The sequence below is a fragment of the Oceanobacillus sp. MO10714A genome (assembly GCF_037072045.1).
Lineage (GTDB): Bacteria > Bacillota > Bacilli > Bacillales > Amphibacillaceae > Oceanobacillus > Oceanobacillus indicireducens.
In genome coordinates, this window is sequence record NZ_JAXHDC010000012.1 from 68,065 (window position 1) to 74,953 (window position 6,889).

The following is a 6,889-nucleotide window of genomic DNA, read 5'->3' on the forward strand; positions in this document are numbered from 1 at the left end:
TCTCAGCAGGTACAACATATGGTTTGTTCGGTTTTTTAGCATAGGATACTATAAAGCGAAACTCATTCAGTTGGGTTTCCGTACCCCCACTGAATGTTAGTTGAACAGAATCAGGTATTTACGGACTGTATATCCTCCACCCCCTAACATTTTGGTTTTTCCTCTTGTTTAGAGGTGGAGGTATTACAGACCGTTGATACGTGATAAAGTGAAACTTCATTCAGTGGGGAATCCTTACCCCCCACCGAATGTTAGTTGAACAGAATCAGGTATTTACGGACTGTATATCCTCCACCCCTTAGCATTTTGGTTTTCCCTCTTGTTTAGAGGTGGAGGTATTACAGACCGTTGATACGTGATAAATACTTGCGCCTTTGTTTTTTATAAGCTAAGGAGTCAATTCCAATGGTACGGTGTTTCCTGATACACATAGTAATTCAGCCAATTCGAAAATAATAAATGTGTGTGGGAGCGCCATGAATTAGGCGGAGTCTTCTCCGGATCGTCATTAGGGAAATAATTCACGGGAACCGCGATGTCGAGCCCCTTTTTCACATCCCGTTCGTATTCATCACGAAGTGTCGTAGCATCATATTCAAGATGGCCTGTAATCATAATATTTTTCCGATCATTTGAAAGAATGATGAATGGAGAGTTTTCATCTGTCTTCGATAACAGCGTAAGTTCCGGGTGCTTTTCAATTGCTTCCGCGCTAACCGTTGTATGTCTTGAATGTGGTGCTAAAAAATGATCATTAAAACCCTGAACGAGTTTCTCAGTAGGCAGGGAAATATCATGATTAAAAACGCCAAAGTATTTCTCCGGCAAGGATTTCTTCTTGATTCCATAATGATGATAAAGTGCTGCTTGAGCTCCCCAGCATATGTATAGATTGGACGTTACATTCTCTACCGACCAATCCATAACCTCCTGTAATTCCCGCCAATAACTCACTTCTTCAAACTCCAGATGTTCAATCGGCGCACCAGTAATAATAAGGCCATCGAACTTACGGGATTTCACCATATCAAATGTTGTATAAAACGTATCAAGATGATAATTGCTGACATTTTTTGATTGGTACGTTGCTGTCCGTAAGAAATTGATATTCACTTGTAATGGTGTATTTCCCAATAAACGTAATAATTGCAGTTCGGTCTTTTCCTTTTCGGGCATTAGATTCAAAATCAAAATATTTAATGGACGGATATCCTGTGTACGGGCCCTGTCTTCATCCATTACAAAAATCTTTTCTTTCTTCAATGTTTCTCTTGCTGGTAATTCTCTCGGTATATTAATTGGCAATCCACGCATCTCCCCTCTGAATAAAGTTTCATTTTATATAATACCAATCATTATAAATATTAAGTCATGAAACAGCAAGTTCTTGAAACCATAATCCGCCTAAATGGAATCGGTTTCCAAGTGCCTTGCTTTCAGGTTGCTGTTTAATGTTATATAATCAAGATGCAACAAGTCATATCTTCGGAGGGTAGAAGCAATGAAAAAGTTCAGAATAATTTTCTTTGCAATCATTCTTTCCGGGTTGATTTCCCTGAGTGCTTGTGGAACAAATGGGAATGATCCGGATACAGAACAGCAAGACGAACCGGAACAGGGAGATGTCTCAGAAAAGGAAGCAACAGATGACGAGTCAGCAGAGGATGAAAAAGCGGTCGAAGAGGACACGACTGAGGAAATGGGAGAAGAAATCGTCGCAGAAAATGATGCTTTTAAAGTTTTCGAACCTGCACCCGACAGTGTTGTCGATAACGAGATTACTGTCCGCGGAGAAGCCCGCGTATTCGAGGCAACTGTTTCCTATGAATTTGAAGACGGCCATAACATCCTTGATAAGGGAACTGTTACGGCAAGCCAAGGGGCTCCAGAATGGGGCGAGTTTGAAATTAAAATTTCATTCGATGAAGTTACGAATGACACTGGAATGATCGTTCTTTTTGAAGAGAGTGCCAAAGACGGTTCCAGACAAAACGAATTGATCATCCCAGTAAAAGTTGAAGATTAATAAGAACGGGTCAATTAGATACTGTCTAATTGGCCCTAATTTTCGGATTAGAGGTTTTATAGATGCAAAGATTGTTAAAGAATAAATGGTCCGTCGTGGCCATTGCTGTATTTTGTTCATTATTATGGGGAAGTGCCTTTCCATTACTTAAAATAAGTTATGAAGAATTCCAAATTGGTTCAGAAGATGTGATTGCAAAAATTGTGTTTGCTGGACTGAGATTTCTGCTCGCTGGGCTTATCGTACTTGGCTTTCTAATGATTAGTAACATCAAACAGTTATTCATTACTAAAAAACAATTAATGATCTTGCTCGTACTCGGAATTGTCCAGACCGCATTGCAATATTTCTTCTTTTATAATGGACTAGCCAATGTTACGGGTATGCAAGGAGCAATTCTAAACTCAAGCGGAACATTCTTCACCGTCCTGTTGGCACATTATTTTTATGTAAACGACAAGATGACAATCCAAAAAACAATCGGACTCCTCGCAGGATTTGGAGGAATCATTATCGCGAACTGGGGACAAGGTTTTTCCTACCAATTCACATTCACTGGTGAAGGATTTATGATTCTATCTGGTGTAACCAGTGCGGTTGCAACGATTATGGCGAAGGAACTTGCTAAAGGGATCCATCCATTTGCGATTACAGGCTGGCAGTTCACTTTAGGGGCAATCGTGCTATTAATCATCGGCTTACCACAGCTTGGAGAAAACGCGATTGTTTTCACCACATTTGGCTGGGGATTATTTATTTATTCGGCTTTACTTTCTTCCGTTGCTTTTGCTCTCTGGTACTCCCTATTAAAATATAACCCTGCTGGAGAAATCACAATGTACAAATTCATTGTCCCAGTCTCGGGGTCTATTTTATCAACGCTCTTTATTCCAGGAGAAAATATTACGCCGGCAATACTATTCGCGCTTGCCTTGGTTGCACTTGGGATCATTATCGTAAATATGAGACCACAAAATCAAAAGGAATGGTCGAGGGAATAAGAAACCAATATGGAGGGGTTAATGCGAGTCGTCATGGAGGAGGTCTATCGCTTTCTTCGGGAAGGGAGCATTCGTAATTAATAGAACCTCTCCATGGCGTTTTATATTGGAGGGAAGTGTCCCTCAACCAATCTCTTAAGTCCAAAGATAATAAATATTCATTAATCCGTCAAAAAGCAATTTTTGATTTTTCTTCTGTTTTTATGTCGAGAAAGGTCGATTCACTTGCAAATAACTCAATTTTTTTAGCGGAATTCGTCGAAGTGTGTCGATAATCCGATTTAAAATTTAAAATCTCCACTTTTTTACTTTTCCTCAAGAAAATAATTGAATTTCATACTTTTCCCAAAGCTATTCATATTTTTCTAAATGGTAATTACCATACCGGGCTGCGCTAATTCAACAGCTGCAGCTCCTGTTTTTTCTGCACTCTCTACCAGCTTCTGAATATTTCCGTAATGTGGCAAGTGGGTTAATAATGTCTTGTGCGCTCCTGCTTTTTTTGCAAGCATCCCAGCTTCCCTCGCATTCATATGGCCTGAGTTTTTCCCATCCATTCCTTCATACAGACTGCATTCTGCAATTAATAAATCCGCTCCTTTTGCAAAGTCTACAAGTCCCTTCGTAAAACTTGTATCCGCAGTATATACGAATCTTTTCTTTCCATTCGATATTTTCATCGCACATGTTTCTACCGGGTGAATCGTTTTTAAGAAATTTAGTTGAAACGGCCCAATATGTAGCTCGCTCTCTTCATCAATTGCTTGGAATTCCGTATAGGGAACCGATGTAAACTCCTGTTCTTTCATCTCGTCTTGAGGTCCATAAATTGTAAGGGATTCATCAACCCTACCAAGCTGAGTATTTACCAGACGGGAAAACAGATAAGCACCGACATCACTTGCATGATCATAGTGGTAATGGGATAATAGAACGTCATTAATCTCATTTAAATCTATGAATTCCTGCAGTTTAACAAGTACTCCACTTCCGCAATCAATTAGCATTGAAAAACCATCTTGTTCAACTAGATAGCCTGAGCACGGCCCATCCTTTTTAGGATAGCCTCCCCACATTCCAATTACTGTAATCTTCATCTCCATCATCTCCCCACCTTATTATACCCTGTTTTCCTTTCTGGATTGAAGTTGTTATTTTACTTTTTTTCCCTAAACGATGTAAAAAAACGTAATTCGGGTTTCAATTTATTTTATTATGGGTATAATAGAACGCGTATGTTTTATACTTGTTTTAAGGGAGGACCTATGAAGAAAGTTTCAAAAGTGTTTTACATAGCACTACCAATTGTAGTTATTATGGTTATTTTGGGAGCAGTGTTCCCTACTGAATTTGAAAATTTAACGAGTCGGATTAAAGTATTTGTTTCCACCACTTTTGGGTGGTATTATATGTTGCTCATGTCCGCCATGGTCATAGTAGCAATAATGATTGCTTTCAGCCGATTTGGGAAAATTCGCCTTGGAAAAGATCACGATAAGCCCGACTTTTCCACAGTTACATGGATTGGAATGCTATTCTCTGCCGGAATGGGGATCGGTCTTGTTTTCTACGGGGCAGCTGAGCCATTATTTCATTATATTGTTGACGCTCCGAACGCAGAGGTAGGGTCAAGTGCAGCTTTCAAAGATGCCCTTGTCTATTCTTATTTCCATTGGGGACTCCATATCTGGGCGATGTATGGAGTCGTTGCTTTATCCCTTGCCTTTTTCCAGTTCAGAAAGGGCGAGCCTGGTTTAATTTCATCAACATTAAAACCGCTCTTTGGCGACAAGATGAATGGGCCATTCGGAACGTTTGTTGATGTGTTGTCTGTATTTGCAACAGTGTTCGGAGTCGCAACTTCTCTTGGTTTCGGTGCTGTTCAAATAAACGGTGGATTATCACATTTATTCGGTATTGAAGTAGGATTTGTCCCGCAAACAATAATTGTTATCGTTGTGACTGGACTCTTTATTATGTCTGCTTGGTCAGGACTAAGCCGAGGAATAAAATATTTATCTAATACAAATATTGTGTTAGCAGTTATTCTGTTAATAATTGTTATTGCGATTGGACCGACCGTTCTCATTATGAATATGTTTACGGAAACTCTCGGATTATATGTTCAAAATCTAATTGGAATGAGCTTTAAAACTGCACCTCTTTCGGGCGACAACCGTGCTTGGCTTGATAGCTGGACAATATTTTACTGGGCGTGGTGGTTATCCTGGGCACCCTTTGTCGGAATGTTTATTGCTCGAGTATCCCGTGGACGCACTATCCGCGAATTTATTGTCGGCGTGATGATTGCTCCTACTCTCTTTATCGCGATCTGGTATGCAGCATTCGGTACGACAGCCGGGAGTATCCAGGACTCTGGATTCGACTTGTCCAATTTCGCAACAGAGCTCGTATTATTTAATATGTTCGATCAATTGCCGTTGTCAACGATTCTTTCTATTATAGCGATTATTTTAATTGCTTCATTCTTTATAACATCTGCGGATTCAGCTACGTTTGTACTTGGCATGCAGACAACGAGAGGATCGCTAACACCGCCTAATACCGTTAAAGTTGCTTGGGGAATTGCTCAATCTGCAGTTGCAGTCATTCTCCTTTATGTAGGAGGCCTCACCGCTTTGCAAAATACAATCATCATCGCGGCACTGCCCTTCTCCTTCATCATGATCCTAATGATATTCGCATTGTATAAAGCGTTGAAAAAGGAAGTATAGCGAAAAATAAAGCTGGTTCAGTGGAGATAATCCATTGAACTGGCTTTTTTATTTCCGATCGCCCTTGGATTTTTGCTATTTTAATGAAATAAGTCAACGAGAGATATTCTCTCGGCGACTTATTTTTCATGTTCATTATTTGAATATAGCATTTGGGAGGAAAGCGGAAACAAGCATGTTCGGTGCATTGACGATTTCACTTATACGTAAGTCAACTGCTAGACTGCATAGCATATATGCTTCTTCAGCTTTCATGCCGTATGTGTCCATGAGATGTTCAATCATATATTTTATTGCTTTTCTGGATGCTTCCATTAAATCTGGACCAAATCCGGTCGTTACATAGTATCCATGGCTGTCCGCCTCAGGAGTTGGAGGTCCAGGAATTTCATAACGCGGCTCGGCGATTGTCTTACCCTTATGTAGTTTAAACCGTACAGTCGCTTCCATCGAGGCTTCAATCGCTGTACCGCAAACTTCGCCATCCCCTTGCGCAGCATGTGTATCACCGATGGAGAACAAGGCACCTTCCACCCACACCGGTAAGTATAATTTGGTCCCTCGGGTCATATGGCGAATGTCGATATTCCCGCCATTTTGCCGAGGTGGAACGACACCAAAATTCCCTTCTTCCGGCAGGGCTACACCGATTGTTCCTGGGAAGGGTTTGATAAACAAATCGATTCCATGTAGAAATTCGGTCGTATTCGGTTTTGTGAGATCGAATGTCTTAATATGGGGTTCCTCGAAATCATCCGCTAATAGACCAAAACCAGGAATAATCGCTGTCCAACCCCAATCGAGTTGCTGGAAATTGATCATTTCAACTTCAAGCGTATCCCCCGGTTCCGCATCTTTAATATAAATCGGGCCAGCGACCGGATTTACTTTGGAAAAGTCCAGGGAAGCAACATCTTCCTTCGTCGAACGCTTCGTAAATTGTCCGCCGGAAGCTTCACTAATTTCAAATGTAATCGTCTGTCCAGAATCGACTTCAGCAATCGGCGGTATATCTTTGTCCCAGCCAATATGCATATGCGTTTGGAAATCATGAATTGTCATATGTGTATGTTGGTGCCTGTGTATACTCATCTTTTCTCCTCCTTGGAATATTTTTATTTATTTAA

General features: G+C 40.5%; 6 protein-coding genes. 3 read left to right on the forward strand and 3 right to left on the reverse strand.

What is annotated here, in order from left to right:
• Positions 1–396 precede the first annotated feature (396 nt).
• Positions 397–1,305 (reverse strand): homoserine O-acetyltransferase MetA, encoded by a 909-nt coding sequence (gene metA / locus SPD53_RS09145; RefSeq protein WP_188855982.1) that lies wholly within the window; start codon positions 1,303–1,305, stop codon positions 397–399.
• A 196-nt stretch (positions 1,306–1,501) separates the two neighbouring features.
• Between metA and SPD53_RS09150 the strand changes: the two genes are divergently transcribed.
• Together SPD53_RS09150 and SPD53_RS09155 are read left to right on the forward strand one after the other, a co-directional pair.
• Positions 1,502–2,026 carry a Gmad2 immunoglobulin-like domain-containing protein gene (locus SPD53_RS09150; RefSeq protein ID WP_188855983.1) on the forward strand — a complete coding sequence of 175 codons (525 nt, stop codon included), beginning with the start codon at positions 1,502–1,504 and terminating at the stop codon, positions 2,024–2,026.
• A gap of 62 nt (positions 2,027–2,088) precedes the next feature.
• Positions 2,089–3,027 carry a DMT family transporter gene (locus tag SPD53_RS09155; protein WP_336252351.1) on the forward strand — a complete coding sequence of 313 codons (939 nt, stop codon included), beginning with the start codon at positions 2,089–2,091 and terminating at the stop codon, positions 3,025–3,027.
• 365 nt (positions 3,028–3,392) lie between these two features.
• On the opposite strand, the gene SPD53_RS09160 is transcribed toward SPD53_RS09155, so the two are convergent.
• Positions 3,393–4,130: an MBL fold metallo-hydrolase gene (locus tag SPD53_RS09160; RefSeq protein WP_336252352.1), complete on the reverse strand. Its 738-nt coding sequence runs from the start codon at positions 4,128–4,130 to the stop codon at positions 3,393–3,395.
• A 162-nt stretch (positions 4,131–4,292) separates the two neighbouring features.
• On the opposite strand from SPD53_RS09160, the gene SPD53_RS09165 reads away from it, so the two are divergent.
• The gene (locus SPD53_RS09165; RefSeq protein WP_188855984.1) at positions 4,293–5,762 is read left to right on the forward strand and encodes a glycine betaine uptake BCCT transporter; all 1,470 of its coding nucleotides are present in this window, start codon (positions 4,293–4,295) and stop codon (positions 5,760–5,762) included.
• Between the two features lie 135 nt (positions 5,763–5,897).
• On the opposite strand, the gene SPD53_RS09170 is transcribed toward SPD53_RS09165, so the two are convergent.
• Positions 5,898–6,854 carry an acetamidase/formamidase family protein gene (locus SPD53_RS09170; protein WP_188855985.1) on the reverse strand — a complete coding sequence of 319 codons (957 nt, stop codon included), beginning with the start codon at positions 6,852–6,854 and terminating at the stop codon, positions 5,898–5,900.
• Between the last annotated feature and the right edge of the window lie 35 nt (positions 6,855–6,889).

Excerpts from the sequence above, each read along its gene's own strand:
- SPD53_RS09170 (WP_188855985.1), bottom strand. The coding sequence starts at position 6,854 with ATGAGTATACACAGGCACCAACATACACATATGACAATTCATGATTTC.
- SPD53_RS09165 (WP_188855984.1), top strand. The coding sequence starts at position 4,293 with ATGAAGAAAGTTTCAAAAGTGTTTTACATAGCACTACCAATTGTAGTT.
- SPD53_RS09155 (WP_336252351.1), top strand. The coding sequence starts at position 2,089 with ATGCAAAGATTGTTAAAGAATAAATGGTCCGTCGTGGCCATTGCTGTA.
- SPD53_RS09160 (WP_336252352.1), bottom strand. The coding sequence starts at position 4,130 with ATGGAGATGAAGATTACAGTAATTGGAATGTGGGGAGGCTATCCTAAA.
- SPD53_RS09150 (WP_188855983.1), top strand. The coding sequence starts at position 1,502 with ATGAAAAAGTTCAGAATAATTTTCTTTGCAATCATTCTTTCCGGGTTG.